The organism is uncultured Pseudomonas sp. (genome assembly GCF_913777995.1).
Classification (GTDB): domain Bacteria; phylum Pseudomonadota; class Gammaproteobacteria; order Pseudomonadales; family Pseudomonadaceae; genus Aquipseudomonas.
The window spans coordinates 1-21,865 of sequence record NZ_CAJYVE010000024.1; the positions used below are offsets into that span (position 1 = coordinate 1).

Annotated in this window: 18 protein-coding genes; 10 read left to right on the top strand and 8 right to left on the bottom strand. The window is 63.9% G+C overall.

Annotated features, from left to right (window positions below; translation table 11 throughout):
* Positions 1 to 228 precede the first annotated feature (228 nt).
* Together QZ497_RS09545 and QZ497_RS09550 are read right to left on the bottom strand one after the other, a co-directional pair.
* Positions 229 to 387 (bottom strand): hypothetical protein, encoded by a 159-nt coding sequence (locus QZ497_RS09545; RefSeq protein WP_295473531.1) that lies wholly within the window; start codon positions 385 to 387, stop codon positions 229 to 231.
* Positions 388 to 461: 74 nt separating this feature from the next.
* A complete protein-coding gene (locus QZ497_RS09550) occupies positions 462 to 806 on the bottom strand; it encodes an aspartate-semialdehyde dehydrogenase (protein ID WP_295473534.1) in 345 nt (114 codons plus the stop codon).
* A gap of 219 nt (positions 807 to 1,025) precedes the next feature.
* Here QZ497_RS09550 and rapA point away from each other — a divergent pair, with 219 nt between their 5' ends.
* Positions 1,026 to 3,872: an RNA polymerase-associated protein RapA gene (rapA, locus tag QZ497_RS09555; RefSeq protein WP_295473537.1), complete on the top strand. Its 2,847-nt coding sequence runs from the start codon at positions 1,026 to 1,028 to the stop codon at positions 3,870 to 3,872.
* Positions 3,873 to 3,950: 78 nt separating this feature from the next.
* Here rapA and QZ497_RS09560 read toward each other — a convergent pair whose 3' ends face one another.
* The gene (locus QZ497_RS09560) at positions 3,951 to 5,282 is read right to left on the bottom strand and encodes an MFS transporter (protein ID WP_295473539.1); all 1,332 of its coding nucleotides are present in this window, start codon (positions 5,280 to 5,282) and stop codon (positions 3,951 to 3,953) included.
* 251 nt (positions 5,283 to 5,533) lie between these two features.
* On the opposite strand from QZ497_RS09560, the gene QZ497_RS09565 reads away from it, so the two are divergent.
* Positions 5,534 to 7,849 (top strand): EAL domain-containing protein, encoded by a 2,316-nt coding sequence (locus tag QZ497_RS09565; RefSeq protein ID WP_295473542.1) that lies wholly within the window; start codon positions 5,534 to 5,536, stop codon positions 7,847 to 7,849.
* A 107-nt stretch (positions 7,850 to 7,956) separates the two neighbouring features.
* Here the strand turns inward: QZ497_RS09565 and QZ497_RS09570 are convergent, their stop codons facing one another.
* Complete coding sequence (locus QZ497_RS09570; RefSeq protein WP_295473545.1) at positions 7,957 to 8,262, bottom strand: DUF2288 domain-containing protein; 306 nt, start codon at positions 8,260 to 8,262, stop codon at positions 7,957 to 7,959.
* A gap of 405 nt (positions 8,263 to 8,667) precedes the next feature.
* Between QZ497_RS09570 and QZ497_RS09575 the strand changes: the two genes are divergently transcribed.
* From QZ497_RS09575 to nhaA, 8 genes are all read left to right on the top strand, one after another.
* Positions 8,668 to 9,795, top strand: coding sequence for a branched-chain amino acid ABC transporter substrate-binding protein (locus QZ497_RS09575; RefSeq protein WP_295473548.1), 1,128 nt, complete (start codon positions 8,668 to 8,670; stop codon positions 9,793 to 9,795).
* A gap of 217 nt (positions 9,796 to 10,012) precedes the next feature.
* Positions 10,013 to 10,942: a high-affinity branched-chain amino acid ABC transporter permease LivH gene (livH, locus tag QZ497_RS09580; protein ID WP_295473551.1), complete on the top strand. Its 930-nt coding sequence runs from the start codon at positions 10,013 to 10,015 to the stop codon at positions 10,940 to 10,942.
* Positions 10,939 to 12,207 (top strand): high-affinity branched-chain amino acid ABC transporter permease LivM, encoded by a 1,269-nt coding sequence (locus tag QZ497_RS09585; RefSeq protein WP_295473554.1) that lies wholly within the window; start codon positions 10,939 to 10,941, stop codon positions 12,205 to 12,207. Before livH ends, QZ497_RS09585 begins: the two co-directional genes overlap by 4 nt.
* Positions 12,204 to 12,971, top strand: a complete 768-nt coding sequence (gene livG, locus QZ497_RS09590; protein WP_295473557.1) for a high-affinity branched-chain amino acid ABC transporter ATP-binding protein LivG — start codon at positions 12,204 to 12,206, stop codon at positions 12,969 to 12,971. The genes QZ497_RS09585 and livG overlap by 4 nt, the downstream gene beginning before the upstream one ends.
* Entirely contained in the window at positions 12,972 to 13,673 is a 702-nt protein-coding gene (locus QZ497_RS09595; protein WP_295473559.1) for an ABC transporter ATP-binding protein, read from the top strand.
* Positions 13,674 to 14,205: 532 nt separating this feature from the next.
* The gene (locus QZ497_RS09600; RefSeq protein ID WP_295473561.1) at positions 14,206 to 14,889 is read left to right on the top strand and encodes a hypothetical protein; all 684 of its coding nucleotides are present in this window, start codon (positions 14,206 to 14,208) and stop codon (positions 14,887 to 14,889) included.
* A gap of 110 nt (positions 14,890 to 14,999) precedes the next feature.
* Positions 15,000 to 16,613 carry an NAD(P)/FAD-dependent oxidoreductase gene (locus QZ497_RS09605; protein WP_295473563.1) on the top strand — a complete coding sequence of 538 codons (1,614 nt, stop codon included), beginning with the start codon at positions 15,000 to 15,002 and terminating at the stop codon, positions 16,611 to 16,613.
* 212 nt (positions 16,614 to 16,825) lie between these two features.
* Entirely contained in the window at positions 16,826 to 17,995 is a 1,170-nt protein-coding gene (nhaA, locus tag QZ497_RS09610; protein WP_295473566.1) for a Na+/H+ antiporter NhaA, read from the top strand.
* A 109-nt stretch (positions 17,996 to 18,104) separates the two neighbouring features.
* Here the strand turns inward: nhaA and QZ497_RS09615 are convergent, their stop codons facing one another.
* The 4 genes from QZ497_RS09615 to QZ497_RS09630 all read right to left on the bottom strand — a co-directional run bounded on the left by QZ497_RS09615 (position 18,105) and on the right by QZ497_RS09630 (position 21,843).
* On the bottom strand, positions 18,105 to 18,569 hold the full coding sequence (locus QZ497_RS09615) for a glycine zipper 2TM domain-containing protein (protein WP_295473568.1): 465 nt from the start codon (positions 18,567 to 18,569) through the stop codon (positions 18,105 to 18,107).
* A gap of 153 nt (positions 18,570 to 18,722) precedes the next feature.
* Positions 18,723 to 19,370 (bottom strand): pyridoxamine 5'-phosphate oxidase, encoded by a 648-nt coding sequence (gene pdxH / locus QZ497_RS09620; RefSeq protein WP_295473571.1) that lies wholly within the window; start codon positions 19,368 to 19,370, stop codon positions 18,723 to 18,725.
* A gap of 134 nt (positions 19,371 to 19,504) precedes the next feature.
* Positions 19,505 to 20,542, bottom strand: coding sequence for an OmpA family protein (locus QZ497_RS09625; protein ID WP_295473574.1), 1,038 nt, complete (start codon positions 20,540 to 20,542; stop codon positions 19,505 to 19,507).
* A gap of 152 nt (positions 20,543 to 20,694) precedes the next feature.
* A complete protein-coding gene (locus tag QZ497_RS09630; protein WP_295473577.1) occupies positions 20,695 to 21,843 on the bottom strand; it encodes a serine hydrolase domain-containing protein in 1,149 nt (382 codons plus the stop codon).
* Positions 21,844 to 21,865: the final 22 nt, after the last annotated feature.

The window sequence follows — 21,865 nt, forward strand, 5'->3', positions numbered from 1 at the left end:
TGGCCAGAAGCCAGGCGCTTCCTCGAATAGGCCTGATACATAGATGCAACCGGGCAGCAGTGTTTAAAGCAAAGCGTGTTGACAGTGTGGGGCGAGTCCATACATAGGAGCGGCTTTAGCCGCGAAAACGCCAGGAAATTCACCGCATCTGTGAACATGCTATCGCTTCGCGGCTGAAGCCGCTCCTACCCGGTCTAACTGATCAGTATTGAAATAAAGGCAGGAGATTCAGCGCTTCTTGGGCTTCTTCTTCGATTTTTTCTTGGCGTTGAGCGGCATGGCCTGTTCGAAGGCCTGGCGCATTTCATCGAGGCGCTTGTCCTTGAGGTCGTGGATGCGCTTGGCGCGCTCGGCACCGAAATCGATCAGTTTGGCTTCATCGCTCATGGCGGACGGTTCTCGGACAACGTGGTATCGAGACGCATGATGCGCAAAGGCAGGCCTGGCTGGCAACCGCAGCCTCAGACCTCGACGTCCACCCACAGCCCCTGGCGTGGCTCGTTGTCGATCAGTGGCACCACCGGCACGGTGTTGTCGGCATTCAGCGAGTCGCCTGGCACCACCAGCGGCCCCTCTTCCTGATCATGCTCGGGCGGGGCTTCGCCACGCTGCTGGCGTTGCTGGCGCTCCTGCTCCTCACGCAATCGCAAGGCAGCCTGTTCGGCATCGTCATGGCGCAGGTCGATGCTGTTGTCGCTGCCGCTCGGCTGGGTCGGCACCACCGGCGGAATCTCGGGCAGTCGCTTGGCAGGGTCGAGCTGCGATGTGACGGGCACCACACTCAGGGGAAGCATCGGTTGCAGCATAGTTGTGTCCTCCTCATCCCCACCTGGTCGGCGGCCGTTTCGTCGTCTTGAGCCCGTCTGGCTGAAACATTTGGACTATGTTTTCAGCTGTTAGTGCCCTCACGAAGCAAAATACCCGCAAACGTGGGCGGATACCCGTTGTTTTTTCGTGACGCCTTTGGCCTTGAGGAGCAGCATCCGTTACCATAGCCGGCTTTTTTCATCGCGGAGACATGCAGAATGGCGCAGCAGTATCAACCGGGGCAACGCTGGATCAGCGACAGCGAAGCCGAGCTCGGACTAGGCACCGTTCTGGCACAGGATGGCCGCTTACTCACCGTGCTCTATCCGGCCACTGGCGACACCCGCCAGTATGCTCTGCGCAACGCACCGCTGACCCGCGTGCGCTTCTCGCCGGGTGACGTCATCACCCACTTCGAGAACTGGAAGATGACCGTGCGCGAGGTCGAAGACGTCGACGGCCTGCTGGTCTACCACGGCTTCAACGGCCAGAACGAACTGGTCACCCTGCCGGAAACCCAGCTGTCCAACTTCATCCAGTTCCGCCTGGCCACCGACCGCCTGTTCGCCGGGCAGATCGATCCCCTGCCCTGGTTCGCCCTGCGCTACAACACCCTCGAACACACCAGCCGCCAGCTGCAGTCGTCGCTCTGGGGCCTGGGTGGCGTACGCGCCCAACCCATCGCTCACCAGTTGCACATCGCCCGCGAAGTGGCCGACCGCATTGCACCGCGGGTTCTGCTGGCCGACGAAGTGGGCCTGGGCAAGACCATCGAAGCCGGCCTGGTGATCCACCGCCAGCTGCTCTCCGGCCGCGCCAGCCGGGTGCTGATCCTGGTACCGGAAAACCTCCAGCATCAATGGCTGGTGGAAATGCGCCGGCGCTTCAATCTGCAGGTCACGCTGTTCGACAGCGAGCGTTTCATCGAAAGCGATGCCAGCAACCCCTTCGAAGACACCCAGCTGGCCCTGGTGGCCCTGGAGTGGCTGGTCGAGGACGAAAAGGCCCAGGACGCGCTGTTCGCCGCCGGCTGGGACTTGCTGGTGGTCGACGAGGCCCACCACCTGGTGTGGCATGAAGAAAAGGCCAGCCGCGAGTACTCGCTGGTCGAACAGCTGGCCGAAGTGATTCCGGGCGTGCTGCTGCTCACCGCCACGCCGGAACAGCTCGGCCAGGACAGCCACTTCGCCCGCCTGCGCCTGCTCGACCCGCACCGCTTCCATGACCTGGCCGCGTTCCGCACCGAGAGCGAGCATTACCGCCCGGTGGCCGAAGCCGTGCAAGAGCTGCTCGACCAGGGGCGCCTGTCTGCCGCCGCCACCGAAACCATTCGTGGCTTCCTGGGTGCCGAAGGCGAAAGCCTGATCAGCGCCGTGAATGCCGGCGATACCGATGCCAAGGCACGGATGATCCGCGAACTGCTCGACCGCCATGGCACCGGCCGTGTGCTGTTCCGCAACACCCGCGCCGCCGTACAGGGCTTCCCGGAGCGCCACCTGCACCCCTACCCGCTGCCCAACCCGGTGGAGTACATGGAGCTGCCGCTGGGCGAGCACGCCGACCTCTACCCGGAAGTCAGCTTCCAGGCGCAGACCGACACCGACGAAGAACATCGCTGGTGGCGCTTCGACCCCCGTGTCGAATGGCTGATCGATACCCTGAAGATGCTCAAGCGCGTCAAGGTCCTGGTGATCTGCGCCCACGCCGAGACCGCCATGGACCTGGAGGACGCTCTGCGCGTGCGTTCCGGCATTCCGGCCACGGTGTTCCATGAAGGCATGAGCATCCTGGAACGCGACCGCGCCGCCGCCTACTTCGCCGATGAAGAGTTCGGCGCCCAGGTACTGATCTGCTCGGAAATCGGCAGCGAAGGCCGCAACTTCCAGTTCGCCCATCATCTGGTGCTGTTCGACCTGCCGTCTCACCCAGACCTGCTGGAACAGCGTATCGGTCGTCTGGACCGCATCGGCCAGAAGCACACCATCGAGCTGCACGTGCCGTACCTGGAAACCAGCCCGCAAGCGCGGCTGTTCCAGTGGTACCACGAGGCGCTCAACGCTTTCCTCAACACCTGCCCGACCGGCAACGCCCTGCAGCATCAGTTCGGCCCACGCCTGCTACCACTGCTCGAAGGCGGCGACGACGACCAGTGGCAGGCGCTGATCGACGAGGCGCGCGCAGAGCGTGAGCGTCTGGAAAGCGAGTTGCACACCGGCCGTGACCGCCTGCTGGAACTCAACTCCGGCGGCGCCGGTGAAGGCGAGGCACTGGTGGAAGCGATCCTCGAACAGGACGACCAGTTCAGCCTGCCTATCTATATGGAGACCCTGTTCGACGCCTTCGGCATCGACAGCGAGGACCATTCGGAAAACGCACTGATCCTCAAGCCCAGCGAAAAGATGCTCGACGCCAGCTTCCCGCTCGGCGACGAGGAAGGCGTGACCATCACCTACGACCGCAACCAGGCGCTGAGCCGCGAAGACATGCAGTTCGTCACCTGGGAACACCCCATGGTGCAGGGCGGCATGGATCTGGTGCTGTCCGGCTCGATGGGCAACACCGCCGTGGCGCTGATCAAGAACAAGGCCCTCAAGCCCGGCACCGTGCTGCTCGAGCTGATCTACGTCAGCGAAGTGGTCGCGCCCCGCGCCCTGCAGCTGGGCCGCTACCTGCCGCCTGCGGCACTGCGCTGCCTGCTCGACGCCAACGGCAACGACCTGTCCGGCCGGGTGTCCTTCAACACCCTCAACGACCAGCTGGAAAGCGTACCGAAGGCCAGCGCCAACAAGTTCATCCAGGCCCAGCGCGATGTGCTGACGCCGAAGATCAACGCCGGCGAAGCCAAGGTCGCGCCACGCCATGCCGAACGCGTGGCCGAGGCCCAGCGTCGCCTGGCGGCGGATACCGAGGAAGAGCTGGCTCGCCTGACCGCCTTGCGCGCCGTCAACCCGACCGTGCGCGAGAGCGAGCTGGAAGCCTTGCGTGAGCTGCGCGAGAAAGGCCTGGCCATGCTCGACAAGGCAGCGCTGCGCCTGGAAGCGATCCGGGTGCTGGTGGCCGGCTGACGCCTTCGCTCCCACCTGCAGGAGCGGCTTCGCGACGCAAGCCGCTCCTCGCATCAGCTCCAACCGACGGTACTGCCGTCACCCCTGCATCCTTGCCTGCATGGCTTGGGCATCGCGCCCGAAACTGCGGGTCGCCAGCAGCAGGAACACCAGGGTCGCCAGCAGCGCCGCCGGGATCAGGTACAGGGCACCATGCAGCCCCACGGCCTTGAACGCCTCGCTCATCTCGACCGCCCCCGCCGCCTGCATGGCCTGCACGGCGAAATGATCAGACAACCATCCGACCACCACCGGCCCCAGGCCACCGCCCAGCAGGTACAGCCCGGCGAAAAACACCGCCATGGCCGTGGCCCGCAGACGCGGCTCGACCACGTCCTGGATTGCCGGGTACACGCAGGTGTAGAAGTTATAGGCGAACAGCCAGCCCAGGCTGAACAGCGCCACGAACAAGGAAATGGCCACCAGCCCGGCATGCAGCGCATAGCCGGTGGCTAGGGTGGCGACCAGCATGCTGAAGGCCGCGAACAACAGGCGTCCGTTGAGCGAGCGCTCATGCAGCTTGTCGGCGATCCAGCCGCCGGCGGTCAGGCCGATCAGACCGGTCACCCCGACGATGACCCCAGTGGCGACCGCCGCCTCTTGCAGGGAAATCTGAAAATAGCGTTGCAACATCGGCACCATGAACGAGTTGCACGCATAGGTGGCGAAGTTGTACGCCAGCCCGGCAAGCACCAGCCAGCGGAACGTGGCGATACCCAGCAGGCGACGTAACGGCTGGTCGATCGGCGCTTCGTTGACCACCACGCTCTCCGCGGCGCCGCGCTTTGGCTCACGAATGAAGAACATGAACAGCGCCAGGACAAGCCCTGGTACGGCGGCGATGAAGAACGGCGCGCGCCAGCTGTCGAACGCCTTGACCATCGCACCAATGCTGAAGAACGCCAGCAACAGCCCCAACGGCAGACCCAGCATGAACAGGCCCATGGCCCGTGCGCGACGCTGGGCCGGGAACAGGTCGCCGATCAACGAGTTGGCCGCCGGCGCATAGCTGGCCTCGCCAATGCCGACCCCCATGCGCACCAGCAGGAAGCTCCAGAAGCTGCCGACCAGGCCGTTCACGGCCGTCAGCCCGCTCCACACGGCCAGCCCACAGCCCATGATGGTCTTGCGCGAACCTTTGTCGGCCAGGCGTCCAAGCGGCAGCCCGGCAATCGCGTAGACCAACGTGAACGCAGTGCCCATCAGGCCCAATTGGAAATCGCTGAGCTGCCATTCCTTGCGGATCGGCTCGGTCACGATGGACGGGATCGCCCGGTCGAAGAAGTTGAACAGGTTGGCCAGAAACAGCAGGAACAGCACACGCCAGGCGTTGCTGGCCTGGGTGGCGGCGGCCGTGAGCGGGTTGTTCATCCCAGCATCCTTGCGCAGGGCGGTGGTGAAAGTCGTAGTCAGCCTAGCCAGAGATTGCCGCCGCGACTCGACATAGTCTGTAAAGATTCGTAACCAAGCCCCCTACCGCCAGTCGAAAAACCTGACCATAGAGGCAATTTAATTGCACTGGGAACTGTTGCGTGATTGACGGCTTCTATACTGCAATCGAATCGCCATTGGTGCTGCCAGCCCCCTGGCGACCCTGGCAGTGAATCTATTTAGGGCATGCTATGGACTGGCCGAGTTTGCATGTTTTCGTGGGAACGCCCGATGCCGGGCAGATTTTGCTCGACTGCAGCCACAACATCTTTCTCGTCGCGTTGGCCTTTGGGGTGATCTGCGCTGCCTGCTACGCCACCATGGACGTCGCCGAACGGGCAGTCAACGTCGAAGTCACACGCCACCGCCGTGTCTGGAAGTGCCTGGCCGCCCTGTGCCTGGCCGGTGGTGTGTGGGCCATGCATTTCATCAGCATGCTGGCTTTCCAGGCGCCCTTGCGGCTGACCTTCCACATGGGCATTACCCTGGCCTCGCTGTTGTTCGTGATGTTCGCCGGTGCCGTTGCCGTACGCAGCCTGGGTAAACCGCACCTGAACACCCTCGACTGCCTAGTCAGCGCGCTGCTGATCGGGCTTGGGGTCAGCGCCATGCACTACATCGGCATGGCAGCCGTGCAATCGGACGCGGCACAGTATTACGACCCGCACCTGTTCACGCTGTCGATCATGATCGCCTTCCTGGCCAGCCTGGCGCTGTTGATCCTGCCACGCCTGCTGCGCAAGAACGGCGGCATGTTCCATCAGATGTTCCGTTACAGCATCAGCCTGTTCCTGGGCGCTGGCATCATGTCCATGCACATGACCGGCATGCACGCCCTGAGCCTGGTGCTGCCGGAAGGCGCAGAGATGCAGCTGGCCGATACCCCGAACAGCCAGCAGTTGGGGCTGACCATCGCCGCCATCATGTTGCTGATCGTCGCGGGCAGTATCAGCGCGGCGATGGCCGACAAGAAACTGCAGGGCAAGGAGCGGGACCTGCAGCGGGTCAACAACCTGCTCAACCAGCTGGACCAGGCCCAGATGTCACTGCAACAGGTGGCCCACTACGACCCGCTGACCAACCTGGTCAACCGCAGGGGCTTCAACCAGCTGTTTGCCGAGCAGCTCATCGAGCACGCCACCAGCCACGGCATGCTGGCGGTGATGTTCCTGGACATTGACCACTTCAAGCGCATCAACGACAGCCTCGGCCATGATGCCGGCGATGAACTGCTCAAGGTCATCGCCGAACGCATCCGCAGCGCCACCCGTGTGCAGGACGTGGTGTCACGCTTCGGCGGCGACGAGTTCTGCATCCTGATCAGCGTGCCGCATTACGAAGAAGCCCGGCACCTGGCGCACCGGGTCATGCAGAAGATGAAGGAACCCATCGCCCTGAGCGGCCGACGCATGGTGATGACTACCAGCATCGGCATCGCGGTGTTCCCGCGTGACGGCGAAACCAGCGAAGAGCTGTTGAAAAATGCCGACCTGGCGCTGTACCAGTCCAAGGGCAATGGTCGCAACCGTGTCACCTTCTTCAGCCCGGCACTCAAGACCCGCGCCAGCCTGGAACTGCATCTGGAAGAGGAACTGCGCAACGCGCTGCGCGAAGAAACCGGGCTGCAGGTGTTCTACCAGCCGATCATCGACCTGCGCACCGGCCACGTGGCCAAGCTCGAGGCTCTGGTGCGCTGGGAACACCCCGAACACGGCCTGCTCGGTCCGGACCGTTTCATCGGCATCGCCGAGGCCAACGGCCTGATCGCCGAGCTGGACAACTGGGTGTTGCGCCGTGCCTGCAAGGACCTGGGTGCGCTGCGCCTGGACGGTTTCGACGAACTGGTCATCGCGGTCAACTGCTCGGCCCTGAACCTGTCCCGCGAGGAGCTGGCCGATGAGGTCAAGGACGCCCTGGAACAGGCTGACGTCGACCCCAGCCGCCTGGAGCTGGAAGTCACGGAGAACGCCCTGATGGGCAACATCAGTAATACCATCGTGCTGCTCAAGCACATCCGCAGCCTGGGGGTATCGCTGTCCATCGACGACTTCGGCACGGGCTATTCATCCCTGGCCTACCTCAAGCACCTGCCGCTGGACACCTTGAAGATCGACCGCTCGTTCATCCAAGACGTACCCAAGTCGTCCCGCGACATGGAGATCGTCCACGCGATCATCGTCATGGCCCATACCCTGCACCTGCGAGTCGTCACCGAGGGTGTGGAGACCCCGGCACAACTGGACTTCCTCAGCCAGTACGCCTCGGACTACGTGCAGGGCTACCTGTTCAGCAAGCCGCTGCCCCTGGCGCAACTGCTGCCGCTGATCAAGCAGATGAACGAACGTGAGCCGGCCAGCCTGTGGCCAGCCTCGGTGATGCTCGAATCACGCCGGCAGGAAGTGGACATCCCGCGCTCGCTGGATCTGTTCAAGGACCTTCCCGCCAGCCGGGAACACTACTCGCGCAGCCACCCCGTGCGCACCAAGCGTACGCGCTGGTCGGATTGACGGCGACCGCGTGGCTGGCGCAGTAGCCTTTTGCTACTCTTCGCGCCACGAAATGGAAGCTGGCTGTCCAGTTCGGCGCATCGCTTCGCACCAAAATGAATCACGAATCAGTGCGACGCCCTGTCCTGGATCAGAATCCAGGGCGCGACGACCACCGCCCACAGCTGTGCATCCGCTTCGTAGAACGCCAGAGCCCTTGATTCAGAGACTTTGGCAACCTGCTCGGCGGCCATCCAGGCGGAAACCCGCGCGGTGTCGTTCTCGGCAACGGCTTCGGCCACGGCGATCAGATCCAGCTCGGGAGCGACCCACAAGAGGGCACCCTTTGCAAAGAATGGTTGCAATTGCTGCCAGGGAATTACCGCCGTTTCGCCGAGCAGTTTGGCATAGAGGGTGCTTGGTTCTTGCTTCATGGGTTTCACCGAATGGAAAAATCGGCGCAATGATAACGTCGACTCCCCCGGAGACAACCCGCAAACATGGCGCCTGACGCGGTTTGCAGCGGGTTTTCCCTGCACATGACGGCTTGGCCCGCCCTGTGTAGTGAAACAACGCGACGGGAGCCTTGGTAACAAAAATGATCGTGCAGCCTTCGATCCAGGACGGGTCGGATGAAAAAACTACAGCGAAATTCTGTAAGTTTCTGTCGATCAGGCGACATCCATCGGTTTTGCCTTGAACCGCCAGCTTTTCAAGCGATCCAGCGGCGCTCTAGACTGTGCCGGTACAGTTGGCGGAAGGCAGACCGGGTTCGTCATCCGGTCCTGCGGCAATGGCCGTCGGGATTATAAAAACTACAACGCAAGAGTGGAGCACTCATGATCAAGGGAACCAACAAGCTGTCCAAGCTGTTCGCCGCACTGGTACTGGCCGGTGCAGCCAGCCATTCCTTCGCCGCCGACACCATCAAGATCGGCATCGCCGGTCCCAAGACCGGTGCGGTCGCCCAGTACGGCGACATGCAGTTCAGCGGCGCGAAAATGGCCATCGAACAGATCAATGCCAAGGGTGGCGTGGACGGCAAGAAGCTCGAAGCCGTCGAATACGATGACGCCTGCGATCCCAAGCAAGCGGTCGCCGTTGCCAACAAGATCGTCAACGATGGCGTGAAGTTCGTCATCGGTCACCTGTGCTCCAGCTCCGCCCAGCCGGCTTCGGACGTGTACGAAGACGAAGGCATCCTGATGGTCACCCCGGCGGCCACCAGCCCAGACCTGACCGCCCGTGGCTACAAGCTGGTGTTCCGCACCATCGGCCTGGACAGCGCCCAGGGCCCTGCCGCCGGTAACTACATCGCCAAGCAGGTCAAGCCGAAAGTCGTCGCGGTCATCCACGACAAGCAGCAGTACGGTGAAGGCATCGCCACCGCCGTCAAGCAGACCCTCGAGAAAGACGGCGTGAAAGTCGGCCTGTTCGAAGGTATCAACGCCGGCGACAAGGACTTCTCTTCGCTGATCGCCAAGATGAAGCAAGCCAACGTCGACTTCGTCTACTACGGCGGCTACCACCCTGAGCTGGGCCTGATCCTGCGCCAGGCCAAGGAAAAGGGCCTGAAGGCCGGCTTCATGGGTCCGGAGGGCGTGGGTAACGCCTCCATCTCGCAGATCGCCCAGGACGCGTCCGAAGGCCTGCTGGTGACCCTGCCTGCCTCCTTCGACCAGGATCCGGCCAACAAGGCCCTGGTCGATGCGTTCAAGGCCAAGAACGAAGACCCGAGCGGTCCGTTCGTATTCCCGTCCTACGCCGCCGTGGAAGTCATCGCCGAAGCCATCACCAAGGCCAAGAGCGAAGACACCGCCAAGGTTGCAGAAGCCATGCGCGCCAACACCTTCAAGACCCCGACCGGCAACCTGGCCTTCGATGACAAGGGCGACCTGAAGGACTTCAAGTTCGTGGTCTACACCTGGCACAAAGACGGCACCAAGACCGAAGCCCCCGTGAAGTGATTTCACGCCTTCGATGAACACCCAAAGCCCACTGCAATCGCAGTGGGCTTTGTTTTACGAGACGCTCGGGCTTCAAAAGGGCCCGTCTGTCTGAACCACTCGAAACCATGCCGGCCCCCTTTCACTGGATTTGCGTCAACGCGGGAGCAACACCACGACGCGCAACGGGGAAACGTTTGGCCAGTGAGCCGTCGTGCAGGTTTTCAGGAGCGCTGTAATGCCCGAGATAGACATCTATCACTTTCTACAACAGCTGGTTAATGGCATGACCATTGGCAGCACCTACGCCTTGATCGCCATCGGCTACACGATGGTCTACGGCATCATCGGCATGATCAACTTCGCCCACGGCGAGGTGTACATGATCGGTTCCTACGTGGCGTTCATCGCCATCGCCGGGCTGACCATGCTGGGCCTGGGCAGTCTGCCGCTGATCATCACGGCGGCCTTCGTGGCCAGCATCGTGGTCACCAGCGCCTACGGCTACAGCATCGAGCGGGTCGCCTACCGGCCACTGCGCGGCAGCAACCGCCTGATCCCGCTGATCTCCGCCATCGGCATGTCGCTGTTCCTGCAGAACACCGTGCTGTTGTCGCAAGACTCCAAGGACAAGTCGATTCCCAACCTGATTCCGGGCAATTTCGTGTTCGGTTCGGCCAGTACCCATGAAGTGGTCATTTCCTACATGCAGGTGCTGATCTTCATCGTCACCCTGATCACCATGCTCGGCCTGACCTGGTTCATCTCCCGCTCCCGCCTGGGCCGCGCCTGCCGCGCCTGTGCCGAAGACATCAAGATGGCCAACCTGCTGGGTATCAACACCAACAACATCATCGCCCTCACCTTCGTGATCGGCGCCGCGCTGGCCGCCGTGGCCGCAGTACTGCTGAGCATGCAGTACGGGGTCATCAACCCCAACGCCGGCTTTCTGGTCGGCATCAAGGCGTTCACCGCCGCGGTACTCGGCGGCATCGGCAGCATTCCGGGCGCCATGCTCGGTGGCCTGGTGCTCGGCGTGGCCGAGGCGTTCGGTGCAGACGTGTTCGGCGACCAGTACAAGGACGTCGTGGCGTTCAGCCTGCTGGTTCTGGTGTTGTTGTTCCGGCCGACCGGCCTGCTGGGCCGCCCGGAGGTTGAAAAAGTATGAGCAAGAATCTCAAATCGGCCTTTTTCAGCGCCCTGCTGGTGCTGGCCGTGGCCTACCCGGTACTGGGCCTGAAGCTGGAGATCGTCGGCGTCAACCTGGCGGTTCTCAACGCCAGCAGCTCGACCATCGCGATCATCCTCGGCTGCGCCGTAGCCATGTTCCTGCGCGTGCTGTTCAGCGAGCAGATCTCCGCCGCCTGGCGTTCCTCGCCACGCCTGCCAGGCCTGTCGCCCAAGGCCGGGACCTTCCTGACCCTGCCGAGCACCCAGCGCTGGATCATCCTGGCCATGGTGCTGGTCGCCCTCGTTTGGCCCTTCATGGGCTCGCGCGGTGCAGTGGACATCGCCACGCTGATCCTCATCTACGTACTGCTGGGCCTGGGCCTGAACATCGTGGTCGGCCTGGCCGGCCTGCTCGACCTCGGCTACGTGGGGTTCTACGCCGTGGGCGCCTACAGCTACGCGCTGTTGTCGCACTACTTCGGCCTGGGCTTCTGGATCTGCCTGCCGATCGCCGGCCTGATGGCCGCCTTCTTCGGCTTCCTGCTGGGTTTCCCGGTGCTGCGCCTGCGTGGTGACTACCTGGCCATCGTGACCCTCGGCTTCGGCGAGATCATTCGTTTGCTGCTGCGCAACATGACCGACCTCACCGGCGGCCCGAACGGCATCAGCAACATCGAGAAACCGACCTTCTTCGGCCTGACCTTCGAACGCAAGGCCGCCGAGGGCATGCAGACCTTCCACGAGTTCTTCGGCCTGCCGTACAACTCGATCAACAAGGTGATCTTCCTCTACCTGGTCGCCCTGCTGCTGGTGCTGCTGGCGCTGTTCGTCATCAACCGCCTGCTGCGCATGCCGATCGGCCGTGCCTGGGAAGCCCTGCGCGAAGACGAGATCGCCTGCCGCGCACTGGGCCTGAACCCGACCGTGATCAAACTCTCGGCCTTCACCCTGGGCGCCGCCTTCGCCGGTTTCGCCGGCAGCTTCTTCGCCGCTCGCCAGGGCCTGATCACCCCCGAGTCGTTCACCTTCATCGAGTCGGCGATCATCCTCGCCATCGTGGTGCTGGGCGGCATGGGCTCGCAGCTGGGCGTGATCCTCGCGGCCATCGTGATGATCCTGCTGCCGGAGTTGATGCGTGAGTTCAGCGAATACCGCATGTTGATGTTCGGCGCCATGATGGTGCTGATGATGGTCTGGCGTCCTCAAGGCTTCCTGCCGATGCAACGCCCCGAAATGAAATTGAAAGCGGAGCCGGGCAAATGAGCCGACCCATACTGCAAGCCTCGGGGCTGTCCATGCGTTTCGGCGGCCTGCTGGCCGTCAACGGCGTAGCCCTGAACGTCAATGAAAAACAGGTGGTGTCGATCATCGGCCCCAACGGCGCCGGCAAGACCACCGTGTTCAACTGCCTGACCGGCTTCTACAAGCCGACCTCCGGCACCATCGTGCTCGATGGCGAAGAGATCCAGGGCCTGGCCGGCCACCAGATCGCCCGCAAGGGCGTGGTGCGCACCTTCCAGAACGTGCGGCTGTTCAAGGAAATGACCGCCGTGGAAAACCTGCTGGTCGCCCAGCACCGGCACCTGAACACCAACTTCCTGTCGGGGCTGTTCAAGACTCCGGGGTTCCGCCGCAGCGAACGCGAGGCCATGGAATACGCCGAATACTGGCTGGAAGCGGTGAACCTGCGTGAATTCGCCAACCGCCCCGCTGGCACGCTGGCCTACGGTCAGCAGCGTCGCCTGGAAATCGCCCGCTGCATGATGACCCGTCCGCGCATCCTGATGCTCGACGAGCCGGCCGCCGGCCTCAACCCGCGGGAAACCGAAGACCTCAAGGCGCTGATCGGCGTACTGCGCAACGACCATAACGCCACCGTGCTGCTGATCGAGCACGACATGAAGCTGGTCATGAGCATTTCCGACCACATCTTCGTGATAAACCAGGGCACCCCCCTGGCCAACGGCACTCCCCAGGAGATCCGCGACAATCCCGACGTCATCAAAGCCTACCTGGGGGAAGCGTAAATGCTGCAGTTCGAGAACGTTTCCACCTTCTACGGCAAGATCCAGGCGCTGCACAGCGTCAACGTCGAGGTGCGCCAGGGCGAAATCGTCACCCTGATCGGCGCCAACGGCGCGGGCAAGTCCACCCTGCTGATGACCCTGTGCGGCTCGCCACGCGCGCACAGCGGCAGCATCCGCTACCTGGGCGAGGAACTGGTCGGCCAGGAGTCCTCGGTGATCATGCGCAAGAGCATCGCGGTGGTGCCTGAAGGCCGCCGCGTGTTCGCCCGCCTCACCGTCGAGGAAAACCTCGCCATGGGCGGATTCTTCACCGACAAGGGCGACTACCAGGAGCAGATGGACAAGGTCCTGCACCTGTTCCCGCGCCTGAAGGAACGCTTCAGCCAGCGCGGCGGCACCATGTCCGGCGGCGAGCAGCAGATGCTCGCCATCGGTCGTGCACTGATGAGCAAGCCCAAGCTGCTGCTGCTCGACGAGCCGTCCCTGGGCCTGGCACCGATCATCATCCAGCAGATCTTCGACATCATCGAACAGCTGCGCCGCGATGGCGTGACCGTGTTCCTGGTCGAACAGAATGCCAACCAGGCGCTGAAGATCGCCGACCGTGCCTATGTGCTGGAAAACGGCCGGGTGGTGATGCAGGGTTCTGGTGAACAGCTGCTGGTCGACCCGAAAGTGCGCGAAGCCTATCTGGGCGGTTGAGGCACCTGAATGCTCCCGGCCTCCGGGAGCACGTCCGGCGGGAGCGGCTTTGCCGCGAAAGCGCCCTGAACATCACTGCATCTGCAGGAGGCCCGGTGGGAGCGGCTTTAGCCGCGAAAGCGCCAGGAAATTCACTGCATCTGTCGTGAACAGGCGGTCGCTTCGCGGCTAAAGCCAATACTGGTCAGTTAGGCGCTCTTCGGCTTTTGTTGGAGCGAGCTTGCTCGCGAAGAGGCCGGCAAACCTCATGCATCTGCTGTGAACGTGACGCAGCCATCGCGAGCAAGCTCGCTCCCACGGGCTGAACTGACCAGTATTGCGGCTAAAGCCGCTCCCACCCGGGCTAACTGACCCGTATTGCGGCTAATGCCGCTCCCGGTCTCGCCGGTCGGTCTTGGCTAAAGCCGCCCTCACCTGAGGCTGCGGCCGCCCAACCGGGCGCAGCAACAGACTGGCAGGCTCACGCCACCTCCCCCTTGAGATACATCCCCGCCCTGAGTAACGTGGCGGCACCTGTCCTTGAGGTTGCCCCATGTCCGTTTTCCGCTCTGCCCTCGTCTTCTCCCTGCTGCCCCTGTTCGCCGGCTGCCAATGGCTGGGCGTGCAATCTGCTGCACCGGCCAAGGTCTCCATGGTGGGCATGACCCGTATGCAGGGCACGCTCAGTGGCGAAAATGGCAAGTTGCTGTTCCAGCCCTGTGGCGAACCACGCCGCTACGTGGTGATCGATCGCGGCGACACCGCCATCCTTCAGGAAGCCGCCAGCCTGGCCGATGCCCAGGGCAAGGTGTTCGCCGACCTGCGCGGACGCTTCAACGCCAGCAAGGCCCAGGGCGGTGACGGCCAGCTCGACCTGTACCAGCTGTATCGCGTCGAACGCCCCGGCCAAGCCTGCGAAGACCCGAACTTCAAGCGCCTGACCCTGCACGCCGACGGCCTGAATCCGGTATGGAACGTCGAGGTCAGCGGCAAGGGCATGATCATCGATGTACAGGGCCAGCCGCCGGTCGCGCTGCCTTACCTTGAAGAGCAACTGCCCGACGGGCGTTTCAACCTCAGCAGCGAAGCCAACGGCCAGCGCATCGACCTGTGGGTCGCGCCACAACGCTGCGTCGACAGCAAGAGCGGCGCGGTGCGCCACCTGAGCGCCGAGCTGCGCATCAACGGCCAGGCGGTGCGCGGCTGCGGCTATTACGGCGGCTCGCGCAACGACTGAACGGCCGCGCCCGTCAATTGGGCATAACGGTCCAGGCCTCAGGCCGCATATAATGCCCGGTTCTTGTAGTGCTGCCGGGCTGAACCTGCGGCCCGAAACCGGACCCCTGAATGTTACGAATCAACGAACTCAAGCTGCCTCTCGATCACTCTGACGAAGAACTGCGCAGCGCCCTGGTCCAACGCCTGGGCATCGCCGACAGCGACCTGCTGGATTTCACCGTCTTCAAGCGCAGCTACGATGCGCGCAAGAAATCCTCGGAAATGCTGTTCATCTACACCCTGGACTTCAACGTCCGCGACGAGACCGGGCTGCTGAATAAACTGGCCGGCGACCGGCAGATCGGCCCAGCTCCGGATGTCAGCTACAAGTTCGTCGGCCACGCACCGCAGGGTTTCCCCATTCGCCCCATCGTCATCGGTTTCGGCCCCTGCGGCATCTTCGCCGGCCTGCTGCTGGCACAGATGGGCTTTCGGCCGATCGTCCTCGAACGCGGCAAGGAAGTGCGCCAGCGCACCAAGGACACCTGGGGCCTGTGGCGCAAGAGCGTGCTCAACCCCGAGTCCAATGTGCAGTTCGGCGAAGGCGGCGCCGGCACCTTCTCCGACGGCAAGCTCTACAGTCAGATCAAGGACCCGAACTTCCTCGGCCGCAAGGTACTGCACGAATTCGTCAAGGCCGGTGCGCCGGACGAAATCCTTTACGTCAGCAAACCGCACATCGGCACCTTCCGCCTTACCGGCATGGTCGAGAACATCCGCCAGGAGATCATCGAGCTGGGCGGCGAGGTGCGCTTCGAACACAAAGTCACTGACCTGCTGATCGACGATGGCCAACTGGTCGGTGTCGAGCTGGACAACGGCGAGCGCATCGAGTCGCGCCACGTGGTGCTGGCCCTGGGGCACAGCGCTCGCGACACCTTCCGCATGCTGCACGCCCGTGGCGTATACATGGAGGCCAAGCCGTTCTCGGTAGGTTTCCGTATCGAGCACCCGCAGTCGCTGATCGACCAGGCGCGCCTGGGCAAGTACGCCGGGCACCCGAAGCTGGGCGCCGCCGACTACAAACTGGTCTATCACGCCAGCAACGGCCGTTCGGTGTACAGCTTCTGCATGTGCCCTGGCGGTACGGTGGTAGCTGCCACTTCCGAACCCAACCGGGTGGTCACCAATGGCATGAGCCAGTACTCGCGCAACGAGCGCAACGCCAACTCGGGCCTGGTGGTCGGCATCGACCCGGAACGCGACTACCCCGGCGGCCCGCTGGCGGGCATCGAACTCCAGGAACGCCTGGAGTCCCTGGCCTTCGAGCTGGGCGGTGGCAACTACGAGGCACCGGCGCAACTGGTCGGCGACTTCATCGCCGGCCAGGCGTCTACCGCGCTGGGTAGCGTCGAGCCGTCCTACAAGCCCGGCGTCAAGCTGGTCGACCTGGCCCAGGCCCTGCCGCCCTTCGCCATCGAGGCGATCCGCGAAGCGCTGCCGGTGTTCGACCGCCAGATCAAGGGCTACGCTCTGCACGACGCGGTGCTCACCGGCCTGGAGACCCGTACTTCGGCGCCGGTGCGCATCACCCGCGGCCAGGACATGCAAAGCCTGAACGTCAAGGGCCTGTACCCCGCTGGCGAAGGCGCCGGCTACGCGGGCGGCATTCTCTCCGCTGGCGTAGACGGCATCCGCATCGCCGAGGCGGTGGCCAAGGACTTGCTCGACCTGCACGACTGAGCCCCTCACCTGCAGCGTCGCCCAGCCAGGCTGGCAAGGCGCTGCAGGCAATTTCGGAAAATCCCTACACCACAAGAAGCCCCTTCCTCGCCAGCCGGCGCACGCAGCCTTGTTAGGCTTGCTGCCGGCCCGGTCCCGCCTTCCGTTTCTGCCCTTCGGGCACTCCAGACCCGGCCTCTGCCCTCACACGCCACCTGGAGAACAGCCCGGCCATGCGTAACACCCTGATGCGTTTCTTCCAGCTCGAAGCAGCCGGGGGGCTGCTGCTGATCGCCGCCGCCGCGGCGGCACTGATCGCCAGCAACAGCGCCCTGTCCAGCCTCTACGCCAGCTTCCTGGACATTCCCGTGACGCTGCGCCTCGGCGCGCTGCTGATCGACAAGCCCCTGCTGCTGTGGATCAACGACGGCCTCATGGCCTTGTTCTTCCTGGTCATCGGCCTGGAGGTCAAGCGCGAGGTGCTCGAAGGCCAGCTGTCCAACCCGGCGCAGATCGTCCTGCCCGGTGCAGCGGCCATCGGCGGCATGGTCATTCCCGCCCTCATCTACGTGCTTTTCAACCTCGGCAACCCCACGGCGCTGGCCGGCTGGGCGATTCCCACCGCCACCGACATCGCCTTTGCCCTGGGCGTGCTGGCGCTGCTCGGCAAACGCGTGCCGCTGTCGCTCAAGCTGTTCCTGATGACCCTGGCGATCATCGACGACCTGGGCGCCATCCTGATCATCGCGCTGTTCTACTCGGGTGAACTATCCAACCTGGCACTGGGCCTGGCCGGCGCCACGCTGGTGCTGCTGGCGCTGCTCAACCGTACCGGCGTCACCCGCCTGGCGCCTTACCTGCTGCTGGGGGCCGTGCTGTGGGTGTGCATCCTCAAGAGCGGTATCCACGCCACCCTGGCCGGCGTGGCCCTGGCCCTGTGCATCCCACTGCGTGTACCACAAGGCCAGCCCGCACCCCTGCTGACCCTGGAGCACGGCCTGCATCCCTGGGTCGCGTTCGCCATCCTGCCGCTGTTCGCCTTCGCCAACGCTGGCGTATCCCTGAGCGGCCTGAGCACCGGCAGCTTCCTCCATCCGGTGTCGCTGGGCATCAGCGCCGGCCTGCTGCTGGGCAAGACCCTGGGGGTGTTCGGCCTGACCTGGCTGGTGGTCGCCAGCGGTCTGGCGAAGCTGCCGGCCGGGGCCAACTGGGGGCAGGTGCTGGGGGTTTCGATCCTGTGCGGCATCGGCTTCACCATGAGCCTATTCGTCGGCACCCTGGCCTTCGATGCCAGCAGCAGCCCCTACACCGGCACAGACCGCATGGGCATCCTCACCGGCTCGTTGCTGGCGGCCTTGCTGGGTTATGGAGTGATGGCACGGGCGAGCCGCAAGACGGCTTGAGGGGATCGGGCATTGGCGAGCAAGCTCGCTTCCACACAACGCTTCCACACAACGCTCAGGCAAAAAAAACCGATCCAGAAGGATCGGTTTTTGGGTATTGCGAGCTGGGTCAGTGCGTCACGCGGCTGGTGCCGTTGACGGTCATGATGCGAACCCGGTCGCCAACACGGAAAATCTCGTTTTCCTGCACTTGCTGCACATAGGCTCGCATGCTGCCGTCGTCTTCGCGCACGGTGATTTCCACGCCCTGGGTACGGGTCAGGCCTTCTTCGGTCATGGAGCCGAGTACACCACCGGCCACGGCACCGATGACCGCCGCGACGACACTGCCACGGCCACCGCCGATGGCGCTGCCGCCCACACCGCCGACCACGGCACCAGCACCGGCACCGATCGGGGTCTTGGTGCCTTCGATCTTCACCGGACGCAAGGACTGTACGGTACCCAGACGGACGGTCTGCACGGTACGCGCTTCTTCACGGGAATAGGAATCACCGGTCAGGCTGGAGGTACAGCCCCCAAGGGTCAATGCCATCGCAGTGAACGAGGCAACCAGCAGAACGGACTTGCGCATATAGGGTATCTCCTGAAATCGAGTCTCCATTAGACTCCCGGCGAGCGACGCCGTCACGGCTACCGGAGCGGCATCATTGATTCATTCAGGCGCCATACAGCGGGGGCGCCTACCCAGCCTAAGACGGCGACGGCCTGGAATAATTCATCGATGCTACGGAGCCAGGCGCTGCCGAATCCACCCCTCATTTGTTAAACGATAGTTCAAACGATCGTGCAGGCGGCTCGGCCGCCCCTGCCAGAACTCGATGCGGTCTGGCACCAGGCGGTAGCCGCCCCAGTGTTCGGGGCAGTGCGGCTGGGTGTCGTGGAAGCGCTGCTCGGTCTCGTGCAGCAGCCGTTCCAGCTCGGCGCGGTCGGCGATGACCCGGCTCTGCGGCGAAGCCCAGGCCCCCAGGCGGCTGCCCAGCGGGCGAACCTGGTAATAGGCGTCGGACTCGGCGGCGCTGACCTTGGCCACCTGCCCTTCGATACGCACCTGGCGCTCCAGGGCGGGCCAGAAGAAGGTCATGGCGGCGAAAGGCCGGGCCGCCATCTGCTGACCCTTGGCGCTGTCGTAGTTGGTAAAGAAGGTAAAGCCCTGGCTGTCCAGCGCCTTGAGCAGCAGCACGCGGCAGTGCGGCCGACCATCGGCGTCCACCGTGGCGAGGGTCATGGCATTGGCTTCCACCGGCGCCTGCTCGGTTTGCACCGCGTCGGCGAACCATTGATGGAACAAGGCAAAGGGTTCATCCGGTGCCTGGATTTCGGTCAGGCCGTCACGGGTATAGTCACGGCGCATATCGGCCAGGGATGAGGTCATGGCGGGGTTCCTTCGCGGCAGTTCAGCAAAGCTGTTGAGCACGGCAGTTAAGCACATTGGCCTGCCGGCGAACAACGCGAAGTGCCGCCGGCCCGGCACCGGTCAATGTTTGCGGTGCCGGGCTGGCGCTCAGGTCAGTTGCTGGCCTGGGCGTCGCTCTTCTTGGCCACGGTCTTGGCCGGTGCCGCGTCTTTCTTGGCCGGAGTAGCAGCCTTGGCGGTGTCTTTCTTCACCGGCGCGGCGGGCTTCTTGGCGGTGTCCTTCTTGGCCGGGGTGGCGGCCTTCTTCGCGGTGTCTTTCTTGGCGGTTGCGGCCTTGGCCGGCGCGGCTTTCTTGGCCGCCGGTGCCGGGGCAGCGGTGGGCTTGACGTCCTGCACGGCGACCATGGTCGGTGCTACGGCCGGAACGTCGTAGCGGCTCATCAGGGCGCGCATGGTGTCCTGACGGGTGAGCAGAATCTCCACGCGACGGTTCAGCGCACGCCCCTGGGCACTGTCGTTGGCCGCACGCGGCATTACCGCGCCCATGCCACGCTGGCTCAGGCGGTTACGCTCCAGGCCGCTGAGGCGGAAGATCGCGGCGATCGACTGGGCACGCTCCTGGCTGATCTTCTGGTTGACCGCAGCCGCGCCGGTGGTGTCGGCGTGACCGAGAATCAGCACGGCGGTTTTAGGGTCGGCTTCGACCGCCTTGGCCAGACGGGTGATCGGACCCAGCTTGACCGGCAGCAGCATGGCCGGGCGGTCAGGGTTGAAGGACGAGTCTACCGGAGCGGTAACCACCAGCAGGTCTTCACGGCGCTCCAGCTGGAAGTCGCTGTCCTGAATGGCGGTACGTACACGCGGCTCGTACTCGTCCAGCCAGGCCTGGGTGATCTTCGGGTCAGGCATTGGCGCGGCCTTGACCTCTTCCTTCTTGTCGCTGCTGCCGAACGGCCACCACCAGTGGCTGTCGGTCTCCGACTTGGCGACCATGGCCGGAGCGGGCTTGGGCTCGGGCTTCTTGGCGACCGCCTCGGCAGGCGCATCGGGTTTGGACTCGGCCACCTCGTCGGAACCGAACGGCCAGTACCAGGGGCTGGATGCCGCGGCAGATTCGGTTTTCGGGGTTTGGGCGCAACCGGTAACGGCAGCGATGCACAACGCGAGAGCGAGACTTCTTTTCGAGGACATGGACGACCTACAGCGAAATGGACCAGACGAATGGACGCGAGCAACGTCCGTATAACACGCCTCAAGGCAGAGTGGAAAAGGAAACCGTCCTACGGTTCAGTTTTGACCCACGAACTGACAATCGGTATTAAACAAGCACTTATGAGCGATAGTTACTGCAAAGCTTCACGCAGTATAGCCACCAGCCGCTGGGCACGCGGATCCATCAGTACATAAGGCCCCAGGGTGTTGGTGACGAAGCCGAACGCCACGTCGTAATCGGGGTCGGCGAAGCCCACCGACCCGCCCGCACCCGGATGCCCGAAGGCACGCGGACCCAGGCCATAGGTGGCGTTGACGACGCCGGGCTGGTCGAGCATGCAGCCCAGGCCAAACCGCGTGGAGGTCAGCAGGGTCTTGTCCTCACCGAGGCTGTGCTCGCGGGTCATTTCGCCGAGCAGCTCGGCTTCCAGCAGGCTGCCGTCGAGCAGGCCGCTATAGAAGCCGGCCAGGCTGCGCGCGTTGCCGTGACCATTCGCGGCCGGCTGCTGGAAGCGCCGCCACTCGGGCTTGTTGGTACTGGTGAGGATCGACGGCGGGTTGGTGAACGCCTTGCAGGTGATGGAGTCCGGCTCACGCAGGGTGGCCTGCAGCAGGCGCTGGGCGGCGGCATCGCCGAGGTTGCCCTTGCCACGCGCGATATGCGCAACGCGGTGGAACTGCTCATCAGCCAGACCGACGTGAAAGTCCAGACCCAGCGGACGTGCCACCCGGCCGACGATGGCATCGCCGGGCTGGCGGCCATCGGCACGCCGCAGCAGCTCACCGATCAGCCAGCCATAGGTGATCGCCGCATAACCGTGGCCTTGCCCCGGCGTCCACCAAGGTGCTTCGGCGGCCAGGGCGGCGGTCATGGTGTCCCACTGGTAAAGGGCTTCGGCCGGCAGCACCTGACGCAGTGCCGGCAGGCCGGCCTGGTGGCAGAGCAACTGGCGCAGGGTGATGTATTCCTTGCCGGCAGCGGCGAACTCGGGCCACAGCCGCGCCACGGGTTCATCCAGGCGCAGCTTGCCTTCGTCGACCAGTTGCAGGGCCGTGACCGCCGCGAACGGCTTGGTGCAGGAGAACAGGTTGGCGATGGTGTCGCTATGCCAGGCCTCGCTGCCCTGCTGGTCGGCGGTGCCGGTCCACAGGTCGACCACGGTCTCACCGCCGATCTGGATGCACAGCGCGGCGCCACGCTCCTGGGGATCATCGAACAGGGCCGCGAAGGCCTCGCGGACGGCTTCGAATTCGAGCTGGAAATGACCCTGGATCTGCAACGCGTGGCTCCTGGCAGGCTGA